Annotated in this window: 15 protein-coding genes, 1 tRNA gene and 1 pseudogene; 14 read left to right on the top strand and 3 right to left on the bottom strand. The window is 61.7% G+C overall.

Annotated elements, in window-relative coordinates:
• Positions 1–32: 32 nt before the first annotated feature.
• Entirely contained in the window at positions 33–6839 is a 6807-nt protein-coding gene (locus L0U80_RS30570; RefSeq protein ID WP_233874985.1) for a transglycosylase SLT domain-containing protein, read from the bottom strand.
• A gap of 111 nt (positions 6840–6950) precedes the next feature.
• Between L0U80_RS30570 and L0U80_RS30575 the strand changes: the two genes are divergently transcribed.
• Positions 6951–8591, top strand: coding sequence for a hypothetical protein (locus tag L0U80_RS30575; RefSeq protein ID WP_233874987.1), 1641 nt, complete (start codon positions 6951–6953; stop codon positions 8589–8591).
• A gap of 8 nt (positions 8592–8599) precedes the next feature.
• Here L0U80_RS30575 and L0U80_RS30580 read toward each other — a convergent pair whose 3' ends face one another.
• Complete coding sequence (locus tag L0U80_RS30580; protein ID WP_233874989.1) at positions 8600–8956, bottom strand: hypothetical protein; 357 nt, start codon at positions 8954–8956, stop codon at positions 8600–8602.
• Positions 8957–9066: 110 nt separating this feature from the next.
• On the opposite strand from L0U80_RS30580, the gene L0U80_RS30585 reads away from it, so the two are divergent.
• The 7 genes and pseudogenes from L0U80_RS30585 to L0U80_RS30610 all read left to right on the top strand — a co-directional run bounded on the left by L0U80_RS30585 (position 9067) and on the right by L0U80_RS30610 (position 17443).
• On the top strand, positions 9067–13494 hold the full coding sequence (locus L0U80_RS30585) for a hypothetical protein (protein WP_233874992.1): 4428 nt from the start codon (positions 9067–9069) through the stop codon (positions 13492–13494).
• 16 nt (positions 13495–13510) lie between these two features.
• Positions 13511–13699, top strand: a complete 189-nt coding sequence (locus L0U80_RS30590) for a hypothetical protein (RefSeq protein WP_233874995.1) — start codon at positions 13511–13513, stop codon at positions 13697–13699.
• Between the two features lie 14 nt (positions 13700–13713).
• A complete protein-coding gene (locus tag L0U80_RS30595) occupies positions 13714–15150 on the top strand; it encodes a hypothetical protein (protein ID WP_233874997.1) in 1437 nt (478 codons plus the stop codon).
• 66 nt (positions 15151–15216) lie between these two features.
• Positions 15217–15942, top strand: a complete 726-nt coding sequence (locus tag L0U80_RS30600) for a hypothetical protein (protein WP_233874999.1) — start codon at positions 15217–15219, stop codon at positions 15940–15942.
• Between the two features lie 71 nt (positions 15943–16013).
• A complete protein-coding gene (locus L0U80_RS30605) occupies positions 16014–16466 on the top strand; it encodes a VOC family protein (protein WP_233875001.1) in 453 nt (150 codons plus the stop codon).
• A gap of 362 nt (positions 16467–16828) precedes the next feature.
• Positions 16829–16942: pseudogene (locus L0U80_RS31910) on the top strand (YXWGXW repeat-containing protein); the annotation flags it as partial.
• 18 nt (positions 16943–16960) lie between these two features.
• Positions 16961–17443, top strand: a complete 483-nt coding sequence (locus L0U80_RS30610) for an OmpA family protein (RefSeq protein ID WP_233875002.1) — start codon at positions 16961–16963, stop codon at positions 17441–17443.
• A 226-nt stretch (positions 17444–17669) separates the two neighbouring features.
• On the opposite strand, the gene L0U80_RS30615 is transcribed toward L0U80_RS30610, so the two are convergent.
• Positions 17670–17743: transfer RNA gene (locus L0U80_RS30615), tRNA-Gly, on the bottom strand.
• Between the two features lie 226 nt (positions 17744–17969).
• Between L0U80_RS30615 and L0U80_RS30620 the strand changes: the two genes are divergently transcribed.
• From L0U80_RS30620 to L0U80_RS30645, 6 genes are all read left to right on the top strand, one after another.
• Entirely contained in the window at positions 17970–18740 is a 771-nt protein-coding gene (locus L0U80_RS30620; protein ID WP_233875006.1) for a S80 family phage morphogenetic serine protease, read from the top strand.
• Positions 18741–18938: 198 nt separating this feature from the next.
• Positions 18939–19472 (top strand): hypothetical protein, encoded by a 534-nt coding sequence (locus L0U80_RS30625; protein WP_233875008.1) that lies wholly within the window; start codon positions 18939–18941, stop codon positions 19470–19472.
• Positions 19473–19568: 96 nt separating this feature from the next.
• Positions 19569–20036: a hypothetical protein gene (locus L0U80_RS30630; protein ID WP_233875010.1), complete on the top strand. Its 468-nt coding sequence runs from the start codon at positions 19569–19571 to the stop codon at positions 20034–20036.
• Positions 20037–20162: 126 nt separating this feature from the next.
• The gene (locus tag L0U80_RS30635) at positions 20163–20618 is read left to right on the top strand and encodes a hypothetical protein (protein WP_233875012.1); all 456 of its coding nucleotides are present in this window, start codon (positions 20163–20165) and stop codon (positions 20616–20618) included.
• Positions 20619–20666: 48 nt separating this feature from the next.
• The gene (locus tag L0U80_RS30640; protein ID WP_233875014.1) at positions 20667–20894 is read left to right on the top strand and encodes a hypothetical protein; all 228 of its coding nucleotides are present in this window, start codon (positions 20667–20669) and stop codon (positions 20892–20894) included.
• A gap of 51 nt (positions 20895–20945) precedes the next feature.
• Positions 20946–21374, top strand: a complete 429-nt coding sequence (locus L0U80_RS30645) for a hypothetical protein (RefSeq protein ID WP_233875016.1) — start codon at positions 20946–20948, stop codon at positions 21372–21374.
• Positions 21375–21408 lie beyond the last annotated feature (34 nt).

Below are 21408 nucleotides of genomic sequence, written 5' to 3' on the forward strand. Positions count from 1 at the left end.
TCCTCCTCCCGGCGTCCGCCCGCGGTCCGGAACTACGCCATCCGGGCCATCGAGACAGGTGGGGTAGGCATCGGCCGCGCCGTCCCCCGCTGCAGCGCCTGGACCGAGTCGGCACCGCCGGGTGTCGTGCCCGCTGCATTGCCAACTGAGCCAGAGCCCTGGTTCGAAGCCTGACTGGCAGCCTGTCCAACGGCCTGACGCACCAGGTCGTACATGGCCTTGAGAACATCGAGCGCCTGCTCGTGAACCTTGAGCGAGCGGTCGAGCGTTTCTCCCACTCCGCCGAGCGCGTCCATGTGCTCATCGTGCTGGGCTTGCTGGACGGCCATGATGGACTTCGACCCCTGGTCGAGCGGCCTGGCCGATGCTGGCCCAAAACCAAAGGATGCGAAGGGGGAGCCGCCTGCAGCAGATTTCGACACCACGCCACCGATCGCACCGCCGGGTCCGGGCACAGCCGTGGCCAATCCGGTCTTTGAAAACGCGGCATCGATCAGGCTGGATGCAGCGCCCTGCGCCGTCATTCGTGATGCTGCAGGTGACGCTGCTGGTGCCATTGCAGGTACCGCAGTGGATGCGGCAGCACCCGGCGAGCTGATCGACACGGGAAGCGCGGCGGCCGCGGTCGATGGCCGGGTCACCGGCACCGCAGTTGACACAGCAGCCGGTGTGGTCACCCCGGCACTGCTTACGCCGCTGGTACCCTGTGCCCCCGGTGCTGCAGGCACAGTTGTGGCTGTCGTTACGCCCGAACCTTGCGTCGCCGCTGCCGGTTTTGGCTGGGGCGTCGCCGGTAGAGTGTTAGTTGCGTTTATCCCCGAACTGCCCGGCGCACCCGGCGCCTTGCCCGCACCCGTCTTCACCGGCGCGGACGCCACATCGGCCGCGCTGCCGCTGGTGCCAGTCACGCCGGTCTGCTTGAGCCCGAGCTGCACGCGCCGGCCGATCTCCGCATAGACCTCCTTGACCGTGCGGTGCGAGCCGTCCCTGTTGAAGAAGATCGACCGGTTGGCGGCCGCGGGCCCCGGCATCAGCGCGACGGCGTCCGTGCCCGGATCCGCCTTGAGCAACTGCCTCGCTCCGCCTGGCCCCAGGAAGTGCGCAAGGTAGACGTCAGTCGGCGTGATGTCGGCTTTCACCCCCTTGAGCGCCGCGACGTTTTCCTTGATGAACTCCGCACCCATCAGGGCGCTCGCACGCGGATCTGTCTGCGGCGTGCCCGCCGGGATGTCGTACTTCGGACCATACTTCCTCAGCATGGTCTGCCAGGTGCTGTTGATGAACTGGAAGAGCCCCGATGCGCTGCTCGTGGGTGCCTTCGCCGTCGGGTTGAACGCCGATTCGATCGCGCCGATGGCAGCGAGCAGGATCGGATCGACACCCACCATCGACGCGGCCTTGCCGATCAGGTCCTTGACCGCCCCCCACCCCTTGCCAATGGGCAGCGGCAACTGGCCGATCTTGCCGCCGAGCGCCTGAAGCCCCGTTTTGATCGCACCGCCCGCGGCGCCCAGCGCACCGGCGGCGCCGGTCACGGTCTCCCGCACGCCCGATACCACCTTGCCCGCGACACTGGACACACCACCGGCCACGGCTGTGCCGGCCTGCTTCGCCGTCTCCCACGCCCCCTTTGCCGCGCTCACGACACCGGACTCGACCCTGCCGGCGATGTCTTTGGCTCCCCCCCACATTCCGGCGATCAGCCCCGAGACCGAGCCCATACCCGCTTCGACCTTGTCGGTGAGCAGGTCGGTCCAGCCCTTGCCCTGATCCTTCGCAGGTGTGGAGGCGCTCGCCGTTTGCGACTTCTTCGCGTCATCCTCCTTCTTCGCCGCAGTCTTCGCGGCCGCGGCCGTCGCCACTGTGGCAACCGCACCGGCCTTCTTCATCCCGGATTGGGCGTCGGCCGGCTGGCCGGCCGGCATCCGGTCGATTTGCGCCTGCGCCGCGGCCACGTACGCGGCCACTTCCTTCGGGCCCGCGTCGAGCGTGAGGCTGCGATGCAGCGTGAGGATCGAGCCGTGGAACGGCGAGCGCATTTCGTTGTACGGACCATCGGACCAGGCGACCGTCTTCAGGTACTGCTGCCGGTCCTCCTTTTTCCTGAGCTTGTCATCGACCTCGGCCAGACTGATGGACTGACCCATCGACCTGAGCGCGGTGAGGTGTGTGCAGAAGACGGGCTTGAAGCGGCGCAGATACCAGGCGGCGAAGTTCGCGACCTCGCCCTTGTTGGCCGGATCGATATCGAAGGGCGCAACGACCTCCCGGAAATTGATCGACTTGCCGCTCACATCGGCCTGGAGGCCGCTGGCATTGCCACCTCTGCCACCCTGGCCACTTCGGTAGTACACGCCCTTCATGAGGGTGTCTTCAAGGGTGAGGAGCGCCTTCACACTCTCGGTATCGTCGGGCAGGAAGCCATACTGCGCGATACGCACGCGCGCGAGCGGTCCCGGTTTTTTCTCAAGCAGCTTTTTGATACCGCGGTAAGCAAGATATCCGGCGCCGGCGAGCGCGGCGGCACCCAGCACCACTGGCAGGGAGAGGAACCCGCCCACTGCGGCGAGACCCGCGCCGGCAATTTCCCCCGCTGCGGCAAGGCCGCCCCCAATCAGACTGCCTGCTGTCCCCAACCCGGCGCCGAGCCCCGCCGTGAGCCCCCCGGTAATCCCGCCACCGAGCCCCATGCCCCCTGCCGCGGCAGCAACGCCTTCGCCCGCAAGAGCTTCTGCGCCTTCGGCCACGGCCGCGCGACCCAGCATCCCGCCCACACCGCGCCCCAGCAACTTCCTGCCGCCACCGGCGAGGGTCCTGAGTCCCCGGCCGGCCCATCTGGCTCCCTTCAGGACTTTCCCGCCGCCCCACCGACCGAGCTTCTTTTCCACCCAGTCTTCTGCGACGCCTGTGAGGCCGCTCCTGCCCTCGTCATCGTCGGACTCACTCGCACCCTTGCCGCGGCCCCTGAGCCTGCTGATGAGCCCTCCCAGCCCTGCCAGCAACCCTTTGGTCTGCCCGCCTTCCTGAGTGGCGGTCCCGGTGGCCTGATCCTTGCCGGCCAGGCGCCGCTTGCGCTCCATGTCCTGCCACGAATGGGTGATGAGCCCCGTTCCCTCCTCATCGCCCACGAGCCGCTTCTTCTGTTTTGGCAGACGCTCGAGCAGGATGTCGCGGATCTCGGTGAGGCGCTGCGTGATGGTCTTCGAGCCGGCAAAGACGATGCCGTCTGGCCCCATGAGCTTGTTGAACCATTCGCTCAAACCCCGGAACGGCGAGAGCGCGAGATCCTTGATGGCCCCTGCACCCTTCCTGACCGCCCCAAAGAACCCCTTCACTGGAGCCAGGATCAGCGACGCAAGTTTCATCAGCGGCGTGCGGATGGGATGGCCCTGCGCGTCGACGATCCCGCGGGCGAGATCCTCTTTCCTGAGCACGACCTTCGGATTGCCGGGCTCGCTCACATCGACCACTGGACCGTCGATCATGCCCGGACGCAAGATGACCTTGTCCTCATGCATCTGCGAGCGGTAGGCGCCCGCGCGCATCATGATGGCCAGCAGCCGCGGCTCGCGCTCGCCCTTCACGTAGATATCCACGGGCGGGTCGAGATACTCGAGGCCTCTTTTCGCGAGCGCCATGCCGGTTCTGGCAACACCCGCCGCCATGGTGAAGACGTCACCGGCCACGAATTGCGCGGCGCGCCCAACGAGCTTGCGCCCCGCACCCAACGCCGAGATCAGCTTCGCCTTCAACCGCCCTTTGGCATAGGCCCGCTTGATGTCCTTTGCCTGCAGCACCACGTTGTTGTTGTCTGCAACATCGATCACGTCACCCTTGATATCCCTGTACGAGCGGATGACCGCGCCAGTTGCCTTGTCACGGTAGTGGCCCAGGCGCATCTTCCAGGCAAGCAGCACCGGTTCGCTGGACTCGGGTAGATAAACGTCTTTCAGGCTCGCGAGATAGTCGAGCCCCTTCTGGCCGCCCTCCTTCGCAAGATCAAGACCGCCCCGGATCGCGCGCGCACCCAGATGCTCGGACTTCGTCACCCAGTCCCAGCCGGTGCGCACGGCCGACGTCGCGGCTTGCCGCGCGCCCCGCAGCGTGTCGATACCCGCGCTCGCGAGATCACGCACGGTCCAGTCTGCAAAACGCTTGCCCCAGCGTGAGCTCTTGAGTTTCTCCCTGAGCTCGCCCAGCTTGCCTGCGGCACCGCCTGCTGCACGACCCGCGGCACCCTTGATGCGCTCGCCAATACCGGAGACGTCCGGCACGTGGAAAAGCCCCTGCTCAACTTTCTTCTGGATGGCGAGCACCGACTCGTAGATCTTCGCAACGAGCGGCTTGCTGCTGTGCTCCCGCACTGCATTGATCACAGCACCCAACGGTCCATGCGCACCAGCTGCGCCATCAGCCGGCGTGAAGAGGCGACCGGCCCCAAACGCTGGCGCTGCTGCAGACGGCAACGACCTGCCCCACCTTTGCTGCAGGAAGCGATCGACATCGCGCGCGGCACTGCCGTGCCGCTCCGTATGGTCCCGCTCCTCCTGCGGTGCATCGAATTCAGCCTGTGGCTGCGCTGGCGCCTGAATGCCTGTGACACCGGAGACACCTGCGGCAGCGCCCGGTACGACGTTGGGAACAACCCGGCGAGCACCGCCTGTGAACGGATGGCGAGTGCCGTCACGGGCGCGACGCGGCGGCACTCGCCCCTTCGCGCGCGGTGGCACACGCATGAACGTCCGGATCGGCCGCGGCGCTCGCCTGCGTGCAGCCATGGGCCCGACGCCCGAGACCGGCCCCTGGTCCGCCGCTGGTGCTGCACCACGCAGGCCGTGAGATAGCCCACCCGCTGCATGCTCAACGCCCGGGGTGTACTCCTGCGACAGGTAGTAATCAATCAGGCGGTTCTGGTCGATATAGCCGTTCTTGACAATGCCGGCTTCCTCCGCGAACTCGAGCATGCCGGCATTGATGAGGCTCTGGACCGTCTCGCGCGGATCGGCAATGCCCCCGCCAAGATTTGCGAACCGCGCATGAAAAGCCTTCTGCCGCTCCTCATGATCCTGCGCACCATAGTTCTGGAACAGCTGGGCAAATGTGCCAGCGTGCTTCGCTTCGTCCCCGGCATAGTTCCACAGGTCGCCATAACGCTTCAGCGAGCCGGTACGATTGAGAAAATTGTCACGCACCAGCCGCCGGATGAGCATCTGCCGCTGCTCGGGGGTCAGCTTCACGCCACTGTTTTTTTCCAGATCGTCGATCAGCGAGCCGGCATGTTCCTGGACGTACTGCCGGTCGCGGGGCCGCACAATGGATTCGAATGCCTGTTTGAAGCTCTGCGAGCGTTCACGGAAGCGATTGCCCGACCAGTCGAATGACGTGAGCTCGACCTTCGTGTCGCCCGTGCGCAGGATCTGCAGCTCGCGATAGATCCGCGCGAGAAAGCCCGGGATGATTTCCGTGATCGACTTTCGTACCAGATGTGTGAAGGGCGCGGGCTCCTGCAGGTTGCGCAGATTGTCGACCTGCACACCCGTCTGCACTGCACCCGCGCGAATGATCTGGTTCTTCAGCCACTGCACAGCCGAGCCCACCACTGGCGTGTCATTGAGCCGGTCCGAATACGCGAATTCGGTCAGATGCTGCGGCAGGCTCTGCGCAACGTGTCCAGCCGTATGGCCGTGCCGCTCGATCAGGTTGCCGATGCGCGTGCCCTTGATGTGCTTCGCAATGCGTGAACCCAGCGCCGATGCAAGACCGCTGGCTGCGGCACCGCCTGCCATCCCTCCAGCAATCTCCGCCTTACTGGGCCCGAATTCCTCCATGCCCGGCATGCTTCCGCCCGCATCGGCGATCCCGCTCATGGAGAGGCCCATCTGCGCGCTGCCTACCAGGTTACGCAGAGACGAGGTCAGCGACGATTTGATCTGCCCGGTCAGCGCGCGCATGAAGTTGCTACGCTGGCCAAGAAACCAGCTTCCCGCGTTGCCCATGAACTTGTTCCTGAGCAGCGTCGGCCAGTCTTCACGCATCCGGACCTTGAGCAGGTCGGGCAGCGCCGTGTTCTTCTGGATGTTTTCGAGCAGCTCGCGCGTGGCCACGCCCTGCTTTCGCTGCTCCATGAGCGCATCCATCGCCACGAAATAGTGACGCAGCTGGATTTCAAGCGATTTGCGCTGGTAATTGACCGTCACGCGGTCCTGGTAATCTGCGAGACGCTGCAGCGCGAGACGGATGGAATTCAGGTGCCCGAGCTGGCTGTTCGTGCGATCGGTTTCGATCTGCTTGTGGATGTCGGCCTCAGCCTTGTCCTCGGCGCGCTGCTGCGCCTGCGTCTGTGCCTGGTAGCTGAAGATTTCGCCGAGCGTCGCCTGCAATGAGGCATGACGCGCGGCTTCGGCCGACAGACCCGTGGTGCCAGTATCGGCGGATTCCGCCCATGATTTCAGGCGGTCCTGCGCGCTTTTCGGCAAAAACTTGCCGCCAGTCGGCAACAATTTTCCGACGGCGCGCTTGAGTTCATTCTGGATCGGTTTTACTTCGCGTACCGAAGCATTGTATAGATCCCGGATTGACGACGCGGCTTCATCTGCCTTGTCCAGCGCGTGTCCATAGCCGGTGGGCAGCGCCTCGCGCAGCGTCCTGTTGACGAACGACTTGCTACGCACACCCTCCCAGACACCGCCGGCACCACCCTTGACGAACTCCTTCGCGTGCTTCGCAACCGGCACACGATCATCCCGTTTTGCTTTCTCCCGGTAGTTGAATTCCGGAATATCCAGATCCGCATCGAAGCCGAAATCGTCATCGGCCTTGAACGACTTCTTTCTGAACATGATTGTTTCCAGTGTCGACTGAAACCATCGCCTTTACGTCATTGGCGCGCTCATAGGTTTTGTTCGCCACAGGTTCTGTTCCTGTCTGCCAGATCAGTGGAGGGCATCCGCATGCCCGAGCGCTCCGCCATTCCCTTCAATATCCGCCTGCTCGACCTCACCCCGGCACGACTGCAGAATATCCGCCCCGTTACCTCGCTGGAGTTCTTCGATGGCAACAGCCAGAACTTCCATCCCGAAGGGCTTTTTTCGACGCTGATCTTTGGCCGGGTGGGTGACGAAAAACGCTCGCTGCGGTTTTCGTATATCGACATACGGGTACCGGTCTTTCACCCCGTGATCTGGCGCGCGCTGACCAGTCTCAAGCAGCTCTACAAGGATGTGATCGCTGGCACACAGTACGCTGTATGGAATGAAGAATCGAAGGACTTCGATCGCAGCGACGCGCTGAACGGGCAAACCGGATTTCATTTTTTTGTCTCTCACTGGAAAGACATCCAGTTTGCCGAGTCAAAAAGCGACGAGCGCCAGGCGAAGCTCCAGCTTCTCCAGAAGTATCGCGACCGCGCGATGACCTCCAGGATCGTCGTCATGCCAGCGGGCATGCGCGATCTCGAATTCAGCGATGACGGGCGCATTCGCGAAGACGAAACCAACACGATCTACCGCTCGATCATCGCGCGCTCGAACAGCGTCAACGAGAACACCGTCAAGCGTAATCCCGAACTCATCGACACCGTCCGCTACAGCCTGCAGACCACCTTCAATCAACTCTACGACCACCTCGAGAGCATGGTCGAAGGCAAGCACAAGCTGCTGCTGGGCAAGTGGGCGAGCCGCCGCATCTTCGACGGCACCCGCAATGTCGTCACCGCCATGGATGCTTCACAGGGCTATCTCGGCTCGCCCGGCGCCATTGGCCTGAACGACCATGTGGCGGGCCTGTACCAGACGCTGAAGGCGGCCCGGCCGCTTGCGGTCTACCATATCCGCACCGGGTTTCTGCAATCGGTCTTTCCGGGTCCCAATGTTCCCGCGCGTCTCGTCAACACGAAGACGCTCGAGACCGAGCCTGTGCAGCTCAAGCCCGAGTACTACGACCGATGGGCCACCATCGAGGGCGTCGAGAAGCTGCTCACGCTCTTTGGCGAAGAGAGTTTGCGCCATCGCGTCATCGAGATCGATGGGCGATATCTGGGCCTCATCTACAAGGGCCCGGACATGACCTTCAGGCTCATGAACGGCATCGACGAATTGCCCGGCGACCTCGACCGGCGCTTCGACCGCAAGCACGTCTTTCCCCTCACGTTCTGCGAGCTACTCTACTGCTCGACTTACCGGCACATGAACAAGGTGGCGGCGTTTCTGACGCGCTATCCCATCACCGGGCTGGGCTCCGTCGTGCCCGGCAAGATCCATATGCGCACGACGATCCGCAACGAGGTGCGACGCGAACTCGGCGCGGACTGGACACCGCTTGGCGAGGACTACGTCGCACACGAGTTTCCCGTTCGGGGCGGTGAATTCATCAACAGCATTGTGGTCGCGCCGGCGCTCCTTGGCGAGCTCGGCATGGATTTCGATGGCGATACGGGGTCGCTCAATCTTGCCTACACAGACGACTCCATTGCCGAAGTCAATGCGTTCCTGAAGAGCCGCAAGGCCTATATCGGACCGGACGGCAGGCCGCTCAAGAGCTGTGCCGTCTCGACGGTCAACCTCGTGCTGCACAACATGACCGGCGACGCCTGAAGCGCTGCTTATGCCGGCACCGCCCAGACGATCGCCATTACCAGAAGAACCAGTACACCGGGCAGACACAGCAGGGCGTGAAGGCCGATCGCGAGATACGCTGGAACGCAGCTCGCATTCGGTGGGCGGTGGTTTGCACGCATTGCATGGATCGCCCATCCGAGCCCGCACACGGAGAGCGCTGCGCACACCAGCATGAGGCCAGCCACCCCTTCAAGATGTCCGCCATCGAACGCCCCGCCAAAACTCCCCGGGTTGCGCGAAGCCCCGGCGATTGCGATGAACGCACCGACACACTCAATGATCGCGAGCAATGCAGGGCCAACTCCCACCATTTCTCTCGAGGTGCTCTCGACTTTGTACATGACGCCCCGGGTTTCCGAAAACCCCGATTTTCGCACTGTCTGGCTGTATCCGATGCCGATTTTCCCCGGCGAGATACGAGTCGCCGGGCTCCCCGTGTGGAGCGATCAACATGGCCGTCCTGTTCGAGACGTGGTACCGGCAGTTTGGCGTACGCCGCACCAACCAGCTGGTCCAGCCGCCCCTGTCTGGCATGGACCGGCTTATCCTCCCTCGCCGCAGCCTCTTTCACTACCCGGGCGCGAGCCCGCTCGATGACGGGCCCGACGCGAACCAGCTCGAATTCCGGGGCATCACCAGGCCTATCCTCGTACACCACGTGGTCAAGCAAACCGTGAATCTCGGCAATCCCCGGCCGTTACCCACGCCCGTCACTACCCTCGCCTCACGTTTCTTCCAGAAGAAGCGTCGCTACAAGAAGCTGGTGAATTTCGCGACGGCCACGCGCGATGACAACACGCTGTGCGTTTTCAACTATGCGTTTCTGTGGCGTACGTACCGCTATCCGCGCTCGATCTATGCCGGTACATATCAGTGGCACAACATCAACGAGACCCTCTGGATGCAGGTCACGGAAGTCGCCAACCGTTCCAGCCGCAACCAGTTCATTCCCGTCGCGCTGCCCGCCATCCTGCCGTGTCTCACTGACCTGAAGCTAGGCGAGATGGGGCAGCTCAGTCACCAGCCCAGCCAGCGTCTTGTGAAGCGCTTTGCCGCCCACGAATCGCTCATGATCCTCGAGATCTGGAAGTGGCTAGGCGAAAACCGCAAGGCCTCCATCCTCTCCCACGTGCCCGATGACAAGCTCGGCCGCGTGAACCTGATCTTCGAAGAAAGCGGCCGATGGTTCGTGGTCAATCTTGGCACACTCAACGGCTGGCGTGTGGCGACAAAGGAAGAGCTCGAGGCCAATCCCGACGCCAACCAGCATGGCTTCGAGCCGAACCGAATCCAGCGCTACTTTCTGCGCATGCTCATGACGCTCATGGAAGTACGCACCGCGGCCGCACCCGAAGTCAGCGCACAGAGCGGCGCCGCACAGGAGCCCTCCGCGACGTCGCCTGAAGAGCCCGTGAACGTGGTGGATGAAGCGAGTGCCGAAAACGGTCCTGAAACCGGTCATCCCACGCAAACCGTCCAGCAGCCTGTCGGGTTCACCGCGCCGTCTCCCGCGCTACCCGAAACGCCGGCGTTCTATGCGACACACCCGCGGCCGGACGAAGAAGATCAGGATGACGAACGTGACGAGGATAACGCGAAGGTAGGTCGTGTTACGGCACGTCTGGCCGAGGCCCAGCACGAACCTGATGAACGCGGCGTCGACATCCACCCCAACGAAGAGCTGGAGCGACAGATCGAGGCGGACCTCCAGCAGCTCGAACATATCGCGAGCCTTACCGACTCCGATGCGGACACCACGACTGGGGAACCCGGTGTCCCTAACGGATCCGCCGGACCGGCCAAGCCGGCCGAGCCAGAACACGCCGTGATGAAGATCGCTGACCGGCTCGCCGCGCAGGGCATGATGAGCGCCGGCGAGCACCGGCGCTACCAGGCGCTCTCGCAGGCCTACAGGAAGATCGTCGCACCGGATGGCAGGACAACGCTGGGGGCTTTCGTCAAGATCCCTCCTGAGGAAATCCGAATCACTGATTCTCCCGCGATCGCCGACATTCCGACGGTCCTCGACAAGACGATGCTCAGATCGTCACTGCTCACGTTCGACCCGAAGTACATCCGCAACATCATGCAGAAGGACATCGCCGGCATGGTGATGAACCTGCAGCAGGCGGGCCTGTGCGTGACCGGCTACGACGTCGAGGACGTCGACGATGTCATGGGTGCGTACCGGATCTATACCGCGCGTGTGGTGCCTATCGAGGGCGCGGCTTCGACCCTGCGTTTCCGGCTGCCGGTCGTCGATGAGGATGGCACTTTCACGAGCAATGGCGTCAAGTACTGCATGCGCAAGCAGAAGGGCGACCTGCCCATTCGCAAGATCGCACCAGACCGTGTCGCGCTCACGAGCTATTACGGCAAGGTGTTCGTCTCGCGCTCGACCAAACGGGTCAACGACTACGGCACATGGCTCACGAACGCCATCATGGCGGCCGGCCTCGATGCACAGGGCGGGCTCGTCACGCAGATGCATACAGCACCGGTGTTCGACAATCTGCTGGTCTGCCCACGCCTTTACAGCACGCTCGCCATGTCGTTCAGAAGTTTCCAGCTGGCTGGCTTCGAGTGGAATTTCGATCACACGCGGCGCGAAACCCTGTTCGGCGCCGATACCGTGAAGCGTTACGAACGCGACGGCGCCATCCTCTGCGGCCAGTCGCTGACTGATCCTGCGGTGCTCGCCATCATGGACCGGCACGGCTCGCTCTACGACGTGAAAGGCAGCAAGCCCGAACCGATGCCAGGCTTCGAAACCATGCTTCAGCTTGATCCCACCAAGGCGCCGGTCGACTTCGCAGAGGTGATGGTGCTCGGGCGCACGATCCCGCTGGGTATGGTGCTGGGTTATGAAATGGGACTGGAGCGTCTCATGAAGCTGCTGCGCGTCGTTCCGCGCCGCGTGCCCGCGGGCCAGCGCGTGAATCTGCAGCCCGAAGAATACGCCCTGGTGTTCGCCGACGAAACGCTCGTCTTCCCGAAATCAAACGCTTTCGCATCGATGGTGCTTGCGGGCTTCAACGAGTACCACCGCGCGATCCGCACCTTCAACGTTCACGAGTTCGATCGCCGCGGCGTCTGGCTGAATGTGCTCGAATCCGGTGGCCAGTCGCAGCGCTACCTGCGTGAGATCGACCTGCAGTACCAGCTCTTTATCGATCCGATCACGCGCGAACTGCTTGTCGACATGAAGGAGCCGACCGACTACCAGGGCCTGCTGCTGCGCGCCTGCACGATGCTGCTCTCCGATCATCATCCCGACGAACTGGACTCGGCCTGGATGCGTATCAAGGGCTACGAGCGGATGGCCGGGGCCGTGTATTCGGAAATGGTGCGCGCGATCCGCGTGCACCACGGTCGCCCGGGCAGGAACCGGCTGCCTATTGACCTGAATCCGTTCCAGGTCTGGAAGAATGTCACGCAGGACCCCGCGAAGCTCCAGAGTGTGGAGATCAACCCGATCCAGAACCTCAAGGAGATCGAAGCCGTCACCTATGCGGGTGTCGGCGGGCGCGGCGCGCGCAGCATGACGAAGCACACCCGCGCCTACCATGCGAACGACATGGGCACGATTTCGGAATCGACGACCGACTCAAGCGATGTCGGAATCAATACGTACACCAGCGCCGATCCGCAGTTCACGTCGCTGCGTGGTCTCTCGCGTCGCTACGAAATAGGCAAGACCGGCGCGGCCGCCCTCTTCTCGACTTCGGCGCTGCTCGCCCCGGCCGCGGACCGTGACGATCCCAAGCGGGTGAATTTCATCAGTATCCAGTCGAGCCACAAGATCGCTTGCCGCGGCTATCACCAGCCGGCGCTGCGCACCGGCTACGAGCAGGTGATCGCTCACCGCACCGGTGACATGTTCGCCGTGACCGCGAAGAAGCCTGGCCGGGTGATCTCGGTCGGCCCTGATGGGATGAAGGTCCAGTACGACGATGGCGATGCGCAGGGCATCGAGCTCGGCCGGCGCTTTGGCAAGGCGGCAGGTCTCGTCGTCCCGCACCAGATCCGCACTGCCATGAGCGCGGGACAGACCTTCAGGCCCGGCGATGTGATCGCTTACAACGAGGGATTTTTCGAGCCGGACATCCTCAACCCCGCGAATGTCCTCATGAAGACCGGCGTCTCCATCAAGACGGTGTTCATGGAGAACCCGATGACGCTGGAAGATTCATCGGTCATCTCGAAGGAAACCGCTGCCCTGCTGATGACGAAGCAGACGAAGGTCAGAACCATCGTCATCAATTTCGACCAGGAAGTCCACAAACTCCGCAAGGTTGGAGACGACGTCGGGTCCGACGATATTTTATGCGTCATCGAGGACGCGCTCACGGCGGGTAACCGCCTTTTTGACGAAGCGTCGCTGGACACGCTTAGGGTTCTGAGCGCGCAGACACCGCAGGCGAAAGCTAAAGGCGTAATCGAGCGGGTGGAAGTGTTCTATCACGGCGAAGTCGAGGACATGTCACCGACGCTCGCGAAAATCGTGGCGGCCACCGATGCACAGATGATCCGCCGCGCGCGCGCAAGCGGAAAGAAGGCATTCACGGGCAGCGTGGACGAAGCGTTCCGGGTCGAAGGCAATCCGCTGCAGCTCGACACCGCAGCGATCCAGATCTACATCACCTCGGACGTGCCCGCAGGCGTGGGCGACAAGGGCGTGTTCGGCAACCAGCTCAAGACCGTCTTCGGCGAGGTGATGGAGCGCGACATGTTCACCGAATCGGGCGTGAAGATCGGTGCAGTATTCGGCGCCAAATCGGTCGCAGACCGGATCGTCACCTCGCCCGAACTCATCGGCACGACGTCCACGGTCCTCGACGTAATTGGAGCGAAAGCTGTCGAAATCTACAAGTCGTGATCGTTCAGGAAATTACATGAAATCGCACGAATCGGAAAAGACGCTCGTCACGCTCGCCAATGCCACCACGCTCGTGCGCAGCATCGTGCAGGGCGTGGTGGGCAACGATCTGGCCGACACCTTTGCCGGCACACCGCTGACGAACGACGTCATCGACCAGCTGGCCCAGGCCCGCTTTCAGGCCGCGGTCCAGCAATATCTGTAAAGGGTCTGGCCATCATGCTCAATGAACGCACCCTGCTCGCGTCGCTCGCGCTCACCGAGCGGCTGGACGCGGCCGGCTTCGCCCTCTATCCGGCGGCAGGCACGCCACTGGACGCAATGTGCGCGGCGACGACTTACGACACCGGACTCGCGCAGGTGCCGGACGGCAACTTCCAGACCTATGCCACCCAGCTTGCGCAGCGGACCAGTCAGGTCGATCCGCTCATGAACTGCTCCGAGCACGACGCTGTGCTCGATTCAATCGCCGAAACCGCCACGAATGCCGTCAGGCGACATGTCGCCTTTGCGCGTTCGGTCGTCGCACCGACGATCCAGAATCTCTACGAGCGTGTCAGGCACTCTGTCGAGGAGCTGAGCGTGTCATCCCTGCTCGGTCTTGAAGTGGAAGTCTGGCGCGAACCGAAACCGGTCCTCAATCCGGCGCTGCAAACCGAACTGCGAAAACTCGAAGACGTCGCACTCGACGACCCCGCTCTTTCCATGCGTATGCCCGATCTCACGATTGCGGAACTGATGGAGCTTCTCAAATCCGGCAGCGGCGGTCTGGACGCCGATATTGCGGAATGGGTCGCCATCGAGGGTGACGAATTCTTCATGCGTGTCTGGCGCGACTTCTTCCAGCAGCATATGCCGGAAGACAGCGAACGAAACCGCACCTTCACCGAGCGGGTCACCGACCGCTTTACCGGCGTGCCCGTTGCCCTGGCCGTCTATCTGCTCGCGCGCAAACTGCTCGACGGGAAGCCACCTGAAGGTGTCGAACAACCGCTTGCGAACTACCGCGCCCAGCTCGCGGAGTTTCGCAACCAGGCGGGCGGCGCACTGACCCGCGCACTCGATCGCATGGAACGGGCACTCAAAGGCGGACTCCTCGTGCGCGAGATCGCAGGCAGCAAGACCGTCGTCTATGAACCGGTGTACCGGGACTATCTGGAGAAAGGCGGCAGCAACGAAATGCTGTTCGCCAACGCGCTCTCAACGCCGTTCATGATGTCCACTGCCGATCTGCTTGAACGCAAGGAAGCACTGACAAGCCGGTGGGCCGCTCACAGCGCACTGGTAAGTACTGCAGAATCCAACCAGCGCTACAACAAGATCATCGAACTGCTGGAACTGCATTTCCGCTCGCAGCTGAACGAAGCAACCGAAGGCGAGGACACCACCGCGCAAAATCGCGACACAGTACTCAAGCTCTTTCGCGACTGTCTGAAGCACGTTACGGAGGGCGATCTGAATGATCTGTATGCGGTGTGTCTGAAGCTTGTATGCCGGGCCAGGTTCTATACCACGGACGCCGAGCGCATCCTCACCGGCATGGAGCTTGCAAGAGCGCGCAATCCCTCCCTCTCTCCACGCGAAGCGGCCACGGCAAGCATCGTGGATTACATCGCCTGGTGGGTAGCAAGCCAGATGCGGCTGGCAAGCTGCTAGCGGACCGCTGAGAGCCACGGATTGCATACAGAGTCCACAGCGCGTGGACCCGCACCGGGAGACCCCATGGACCCGAAACACCTGGTGCGCGACCCCCAGCGGGTCAAAAGCGCGCTTGTAGAAACACCGGACGGCAAACTCGTGGCGAAGGATGCCGTCAAGATCAGCATCCCGACCCGCTTCGCCGAGCGCGGCCTCGCCGAAGTCGGTATTGAGACGTTCATTTACGGCGTCTATGCCATCACGGTCGAAGACAGCTACTACGGCGTCTCGCTCGTGAACGCCATGATCCGCATCGAGCCGACTTCGATGATGAAGATACTCGTCGGCGAGGACGAATATTACGAGTTCGAATTTGAAAAAGGCGCGGTCATCACACCCTCGCTAAACCTGGTAAAAAACGACGCACTCGTCTACCGGATTTTCAACGAGATGCTCGCCGGCGCCCACGTGCCCTGGTACATCGGCTACAACGAGATGGCGTGTCTGCTCGACAGCGCAAAATATCATGCTGGCGCCAATGTCGGCCGGAACCACGATATCACCGAACTGCTTGTCTCCATCATCTCGCGCAACCCGCGCAATCGCCACGAGTTCTATCGTACGGTCGTGAAAGGCCAGCACGACCTGCTCACCAACCCGCCCGTCTTCATTCCCCTGCGCTCAATCGAATATGCTGCGACCAGCGCACTGAACAAGGTCGCCGGCAGCTATTTCAGCCGTGGTGTCGTGAGCGCGCTCGTGAGCCCAAGCACGCGTGTCGAGCGGCTGAACGACATCCTCGCGCGATAAACGCACTCCCCCGTCGCCCATGACGCAAGACGCTAGAATGAGGATCTTTTTAGCGCGCCCAGGAGGCGACAATGCAAGTCCAACCGTACCTCACGTTTTATGGCCAGGCTGAAGCAGCCCTTGAGTTCTACGAAAAAGCGCTCGGTGCGAAAACGATGTTCAAAATGCACTTCCGGGATGCACCGCCGAATCCCGACTATCCGGTCTCGCCCGAACTCGCTGACAAGATCATGCATGCGAGCTTCACGATCGGCGATTCGGTGCTGATGTGTTCGGACGGTGACTGTCGTCCCACAGACGCCACGCACACCGGTTTTTCGCTGTCGCTGAGTCCGGCAACCGTCGAAGAGGGCAAAAAGCTGTTCGATGCACTCGCCAACGGAGGCGAAGTCACAATGCCATTTGAGAAGACCTTCTGGGCCCTAGGTTTCGGGATGGTGAAAGACCGCTTTGGCGTGCACTGGATGATCAACGTCGAGGACCTGTCGCAGCGCGACAAGCTCTCGCAGCACGCACCGGGCTGACCGTACCCGCGGGTGCGCGAAATTCGCGCACCCCTTGTTCAGCCCGCGCCAGGCGGCTAACCGATGTCCTTGCCAGACAGTGCCGCGCTCGCGCTATTGACTGCGCAATCTCAAATTACGTAGTCCACGTTTGCTTACACTTGGCTACGGTTTTTCATGTTCCGAGGCGTTAGGCTTCAATCACGGCCTTGGGTGCCGATCTGCACGATACCTAATCACACCTCGCTCCATAGAACATGAAAAACATTCTTTTGCACGCCACACAAAACGGACATCGCAGGATTGCATCGGGCCTTGTAGCCAGCGCGGCATTGCTTGCCGCCTGCCTGGCCGGTTCCTCACCCGCGTCTGCGCAGGAGGTCATGGTCCTCACCCCGCCGGCCGCACGCTACGAAACTGCGCCCCCGCCACGCGTCGGATATGCATGGCAGCGCGGATACTGGGGATGGCAACATGGTCGCTATGTCTGGGTGCAGGGTCAGTGGATCAGGCCAGTGAACGGCGCGCCCGTTGCGCCGCCGCCCGCTCCTGTATCGAACGTCATGAGGCTCTCCACGGACGCCTTGTTCCCCTTTGACCGCGGCGATGTCTCCGACATTCTGCCAGGTGGGCGTGCACAGATCCGCAAGATCGCCGACAGGTTGCGCGCCATGCCCATCGGGCGCATGGAGGTGCGCGGCTATACCGACCGTCTGGGCTCGTCGACCTACAATCTGGGCCTGTCGCAACGCCGTGCCGATGCAGTCAAGGCGCTACTCGTCCAGCAGGGCGTACCACCCGATCGCATCAATGCCCGAGGTCTTGGCAATCAGGATTCGGTTACCCAATGCAGCGACCGGCAGCCGCATGACAGTCTCGTCGCCTGCTTGCAGCCCGATCGCCGCGTGGAAATTGTGACGTTCGCGCGAACTGATGATCGCCCGATGCCACCCACCGCAGCAAACACGATGTATGGACGGCCGATGTACAGGGAGTAACACCGCACACCGGCACACGGAGACTAGAACCGTGTGCCGACCCCACACCCTGCCGCGAACCCGCCGTTGCTTCCCGCACCAGCGCATCCGAAGATGCCGCAGCTACTGAGCAAAACGCATACAACACAAAGGGCAACAAGGGTTCGCAGAATTCTCATAGCCAGTTAATGCGTTGGGAAGACGGAGGAATGGCGACGTCGCGGGATCATGTGCAACTGCCTTCCGGTGGAGCGGGTGAAGGGAATCGAACCCTCGTCATAAGCTTGGAAGGCTTCTGCTCTACCATTGAGCTACACCCGCCCTGGTAACTCCAAAACCGAAAAGTGAAAGCGCCGGCCGTCCCTGTACAGCCGGCGTTTTCCCATGGCTCCCGCCTGCATCGCTCGCGCACAGCATCAGGCGGCCAGAAGCATATCGAACTGGGGAAACCGACGCAAGAAAGTTGAAATTTTGTTCATGACCGCCCGGAAGAACGTCAGGTTTTGCCTCGCAACATCTTATGGCAAAACGATCGCGAGGTCCGGCCATGAACAATTACGTGCGTTTTGGCCTCACAGCACTCAATGGCATCAATAAATCGGGCACGCTAAAGCCCGACGCCAATGGATACTATCCGGTGGTGCTCGGTGGGTTGAACATGTTCAACTCGGTGAACCAGTACTACCCGTACGAACCGGCCCGTGGATTTTTCGAGAATTCCAGCCAGTTCATGCGCCGCGTGCATTCGGGCAACCTGCGCGGTGAATATGGGCATCCTAAACGCCTGCCAGGCCAGAACATCGAAGACTACGCACGTCGCATTCTCGATATCGACGTCAACAACGTTTCTCATCATATCGCCGAAGTCACGCTCGATTTCGAAAATTACAAGGATCCCGACGGGCGCAACATCATCGCGATACTTGGGCAGGTCAAACCCTCCGGCCCGCAGGGCGCCCATCTGAAGAACTCTCTCGATAATCCGAAAGAGAACGTCTGCTTTTCAATACGCTCGTTCACGCTTGACGTACCGGTCGGGCGCACCGTGCGACGTGAACTCAAGAATGTGGTGACGTGGGATTACGTCAATGAACCGGGCCTGTTCATTGCAAGCAAGTTCAATTCGCCCGCGCTCGAAGAAATCGACGAGATGATGCTTTCGAAGCAGCAGCTCGATCGCGCAGTCGCGGTCCCACGTCACCTCAACGCACGCGCCCCGAATATTGGCCTCGAATCGGCCCGGCTTACCCTCGACGAGCTCTACCAGTCGCTTGGGTGGCTCACTGACACCGCGACGCCAACATGGCTCGCGTGGTGATTCGCCGGGCACCTATACTGAATTGCGAGGGGCCGGCGTTGCCGGCCCCTATGCCGCCCGGCATTCGAGCTGGCGCCAATTCAATCCAGTTTGAAACCTATATCACTGCACTGAGCCGCACCCGGAAAACCGGCGTGGAAAATTCTTACCGCGTCGAAATCTTCTATGCAGTGAATCTTTCCTTCAACTGGGATACGTATGGACACCGTCAACGTAACTGAACATGCTGAACCCGTTTTCATTTTCAGAACTCAGGAATACCGGCTCGACGCCCTCAAGGGGCAACTGCCGCGCGCACCCCTGATTGAAGTCAGCACTGCGGACCTCAATCCGCCCGGGATCGGAGAAGGTCCCTATCAGGTGCGGTTTTCCTCAACTGCAATGAATGGACCGGGTGAGGAGGTCACGTTCTTCAAGCAGGAGGGCAAGTTCACCGTCCTGCTGGGTCACCTGTCCGTCCACAAGCAGCTCGCAGCCGGTGCCACGCATGTGAGCGGGCGCCTCATTTCGAGCCCGGCGCTCAAGCGCGCGAGAATCGACTCTCCCGTCGCCGCCGAAGCAACACACATACCGCATGAGCCCGCAGCTGTCGAAACTTCAGTCGGCACGCGCGCTCGCAACACCGAGCCGTCGCGCACACGGCAGCGCCATTGGCGTCCGAACCCGTCCCAGCGAACAGCCACTCACGACCGCGCGTATTCCGGTGCCTCACGTTTCCAGAAGGGAGGCTAACAAAACCGATATCGCCGCCTCACCTCCAGTTCACCGCGCCGGGCATCCGCATTGGCCACTGCCCGCGCAACCCCATCATCAACAGGAAATCCAACGATGAGCACGACTACACTGAGCCCTGACAAACATGCGACGGCCGCCACGATCAAGAAAGACCTGAAGGTCAACGAAAAGGGCATGACCGAGAAGCCAGAAGATCTCTTCGAGAAGCACCTGCCCGACGACTTGACGATGGAGACCGTCAATCGTGTCTACGCGCACACTCGCGCCTTCAATCTCTCGGCATTCGAAGCCTTCGCGGAAGTCGCCGAAAGCGCGCTAAAGAAGCACAAGGATCTCGATCGCGCATCGCTCCACATACCCACGGGCGACGGTGCTTACTTTCAGGCGCAGTATGCGCGCGAGGTCAAGCGCCCCGTCAAGGGCGACGACGGCAAGGTCGGCAGCGAAACAACCTACGGCGACATGAAGTTCAAATTCGTGGTGAACGGCGGGACGGCCGACGACTACAACGCCGTCAAGGAACGGTTCGCGAAGCAGGCAAAGAAACTCTTCGCGGAATAGCACCGGCCTGCCGGGGCGCCGCTGCAAATGTCAGGCGGGATGGGGGAACCCATCCCGCCTTTCTTTTTTCCTTCTCTTTTCCAGCATCCCATCGTCTGGACACGCCACTCATTATCGGAGTCAACAATGCCCGTAGTCATCACCGGGGAATTTTTCAAACGTGATATGAACACGCCCGTCCAGACGCACTGCCGTCTGGATGGGGGACCTTGCATGAAACGTGCGGTGCGCGTCGTTCTGATACGCAAGGCCAATACCCAACGCTGGGTTGGCCTCGTTGCGGACGCCTCGACGCAGCATGGTGCATCGGTCACGAACGCCGCCCAGGAATACATCGACGCTGCCTGCCGGATTCCCTCCCGCCCCCTATTCCCGAGCGCAGTCGCGTGGTTGCAACGTGATTCCGAAGGCAACTTCGACCGGATGAACTACCTCGGCGACGGTGTCGGCTTCACGGAGCTACACATGCCAGGCGTCCGGGCACGAAGCTACGAAGCCATGACCGCCGCACTCCGGCATGAAGGAATCGATCCAGATAATGCATACGTCCACGAGGCCATCCACTGGGCACTCACCGACTGACCGGCATCACGATGGCGCAACGTCAGAACACACCTGGTCGGAGTGAACATGACTCATGGCATCACCGCCATTCTCGTCACCCTGTTCGTCATTCTCTGGTGCCTGATTGGCACCGTCCTGCTCAACCACCTTCCCCTGCTATCCGATCCTCGATTACGTCTGGGGGTACACCGCGGTGCTATTCCTCTCCGGTCCCTTCTAGTTACTGCTATTCTCATCGCTTTCTGGCCGGTGGGAAAGGCGCTTTGCGCCTGGTTGATGCGAAAGCTGCACTGACGTGTCATCTTCCGGCGACCCGGTAAAGGACGCACCCAGTCAGCTGACGGAATGAACCCTACGAACCGTTTTGCCCTTGAGACACACGCCGGACCGTACGAGTCCTGGCCGTCGCGCACCCGTCTTGTTGTCGATGGCGAACCTTCTGAACTCACCATCGGCGGATACGTCCTGCTCTACCAGTTCGAAACGACAGCAGGCTATCTGCTGGCCACCGATCAAGATTGCCCGTTCGAAGAATCCGTTACCTTTACGTTGCTCTCGAAGGATTTGCGCGAAGTGCTAAGCGAGCGGATGGTTGGAGCAATGTATGCCTCGTACTGGCTTACCGATATCAGATGGAAGGACGAGCGAACGTTCATCGCAACATTCGATGGCGTGAGCGGTGGATGGGAGTTCCGTATCCGTAGCTGGTCATTCCCCGTGATATTTCCGCGTTTAAAGAAGACCTATATCGCGACAGTGCAGGAGCCGGTCTGACAGGGGTCATCGTCAGGAATGATGCTCCCCTGGC

This window comes from Paraburkholderia adhaesiva, assembly GCF_021390575.1.
GTDB classification, from domain to species: Bacteria; Pseudomonadota; Gammaproteobacteria; order Burkholderiales; family Burkholderiaceae; genus Paraburkholderia; species Paraburkholderia adhaesiva.

What these genes read in the sequence shown, in the direction of transcription:
- L0U80_RS30590 (WP_233874995.1), top strand. Translation starts at nt 13,511, where the DNA reads ATGAAATCGCACGAATCGGAAAAGACGCTCGTCACGCTCGCCAATGCC.
- L0U80_RS30580 (WP_233874989.1), bottom strand. Translation starts at nt 8,956, where the DNA reads ATGTACAAAGTCGAGAGCACCTCGAGAGAAATGGTGGGAGTTGGCCCT.
- L0U80_RS30645 (WP_233875016.1), top strand. Translation starts at nt 20,946, where the DNA reads ATGAACCCTACGAACCGTTTTGCCCTTGAGACACACGCCGGACCGTAC.
- L0U80_RS30605 (WP_233875001.1), top strand. Translation starts at nt 16,014, where the DNA reads ATGCAAGTCCAACCGTACCTCACGTTTTATGGCCAGGCTGAAGCAGCC.
- L0U80_RS30630 (WP_233875010.1), top strand. Translation starts at nt 19,569, where the DNA reads ATGAGCACGACTACACTGAGCCCTGACAAACATGCGACGGCCGCCACG.
- L0U80_RS30640 (WP_233875014.1), top strand. Translation starts at nt 20,667, where the DNA reads ATGACTCATGGCATCACCGCCATTCTCGTCACCCTGTTCGTCATTCTC.
- L0U80_RS30575 (WP_233874987.1), top strand. Translation starts at nt 6,951, where the DNA reads ATGCCCGAGCGCTCCGCCATTCCCTTCAATATCCGCCTGCTCGACCTC.
- L0U80_RS30620 (WP_233875006.1), top strand. Translation starts at nt 17,970, where the DNA reads ATGAACAATTACGTGCGTTTTGGCCTCACAGCACTCAATGGCATCAAT.
- L0U80_RS30635 (WP_233875012.1), top strand. Translation starts at nt 20,163, where the DNA reads ATGCCCGTAGTCATCACCGGGGAATTTTTCAAACGTGATATGAACACG.
- L0U80_RS30625 (WP_233875008.1), top strand. Translation starts at nt 18,939, where the DNA reads ATGGACACCGTCAACGTAACTGAACATGCTGAACCCGTTTTCATTTTC.
- L0U80_RS30585 (WP_233874992.1), top strand. Translation starts at nt 9,067, where the DNA reads ATGGCCGTCCTGTTCGAGACGTGGTACCGGCAGTTTGGCGTACGCCGC.
- L0U80_RS30600 (WP_233874999.1), top strand. Translation starts at nt 15,217, where the DNA reads ATGGACCCGAAACACCTGGTGCGCGACCCCCAGCGGGTCAAAAGCGCG.
- L0U80_RS30595 (WP_233874997.1), top strand. Translation starts at nt 13,714, where the DNA reads ATGCTCAATGAACGCACCCTGCTCGCGTCGCTCGCGCTCACCGAGCGG.
- L0U80_RS30570 (WP_233874985.1), bottom strand. Translation starts at nt 6,839, where the DNA reads ATGTTCAGAAAGAAGTCGTTCAAGGCCGATGACGATTTCGGCTTCGAT.